Source organism: Oleiphilus sp. HI0086, from assembly GCF_001635225.1.
Genome location: NZ_LWFZ01000954.1, coordinates 1 through 1370 on the forward strand (window position 1 = coordinate 1; position 1370 = coordinate 1370).

Here is a 1370-nt window from a genome sequence, read left to right on the forward strand (position 1 = left end):
GATGGAGATGTATCTTCAAACATCGGTGTCAGCGGTACAGTCAATGCAACCGTAATCGGCAGTTATGTACTGAGCTACAACGTGAACGATTCCTCAGGCAACTCTGCTACTACCGTTACCCGAACAATTAACGTTCAAGATACTGGCGCACCTAGCATCACTCTACTAGGTAGCAGCCCACTTAACCATGAGCTAAATACCCCTTATACCGATGCTGGTGCGACTGCGAATGACGCACTTGACGGAGACCTATCTGCAGGCATTATAGTTGGCGGCACAATGGTCGACTCTAGCGTTGCTGGTACTTATGTCATTACCTATGATGTCAGTGACTCCAACGGTAACCCTGCCGTACAGCAAACGCGCACGGTAAATGTGAACGACTTTACCGCCCCTGTCATTACACTTAATGGTGACAGCAGCATTAATATCGCTCTAGGTAGTGTCTACAATGATGCGGGTGCGAGTGCGTCGGACAATATTGATGGCGATATTTCAGCAAGCATTATTCAGAGTGGCGCTGTTGATACCGGTACAATTGGCAGCTATACACTTGTGTATAACGTAAGTGATGCGGCTGGCAACGATGCAATCCCCGTCACACGAACAGTTAATGTTGCTGATGCGAGCGGCCCTGTTATTACACTGATCGGAAACAACCCGATCGATCATGAGGTGAATACAATCTTCACCGACCCGGGTGCGACAGCGCTAGATAATGTCGACGGAGATGTATCTTCAAATATCGGTGTCAGTGGTACGGTCAATGCTGCAGTTGTTGGTAGCTATGTACTGAGCTACAACGTGAACGACTCATCGGGTAACCCTGCCAACACCGTTAATCGAACGGTCAATGTTCAGGATACCGGCGCTCCTAGCATCACCGTGTTAGGTAGCAGCCCACTTAACCATGAGCTAAATACCCCTTATACCGATGCTGGTGCGACTGCGAATGACGCACTTGACGGAGACCTATCTGCAGGCATTATAGTTGGCGGCACAATGGTCGACTCTAGCGTTGCTGGCACTTATATCATTACCTATGATGTCAGTGACTCCAATGGAAATCCTGCACCTCAACAAACACGTACGGTTAACGTGAATGACTTTACTGACCCCGTCATTACACTTATCGGAGATAGTTTTGTAAGTGTTGATATTGACAGTATTTATACAGATGCGGGGGCAAGCGCTTCGGATAATATAGATGGCGACATTTCATCCAATATAATCCCTAGTGGTTTCGTTGACACCAGTACCCCTGGAAGCTACACACTTAACTATGACGTGAGTGACGCCGCTGGCAATGCTGCAGCCACTGTTTCCCGAACTGTAAACGTATCAGACAGCTCAGGACCAACAATCACATT

At 48.0% G+C, this 1370-nt stretch carries 1 protein-coding gene; it reads left to right on the forward strand.

Annotated elements, in window-relative coordinates; all coding sequences use genetic code 11:
* Positions 1–1370, forward strand: a 1370-nt coding sequence (locus A3756_RS17080; protein ID WP_156490553.1) for a DUF5011 domain-containing protein, incomplete at both ends; no start/stop codon positions are given.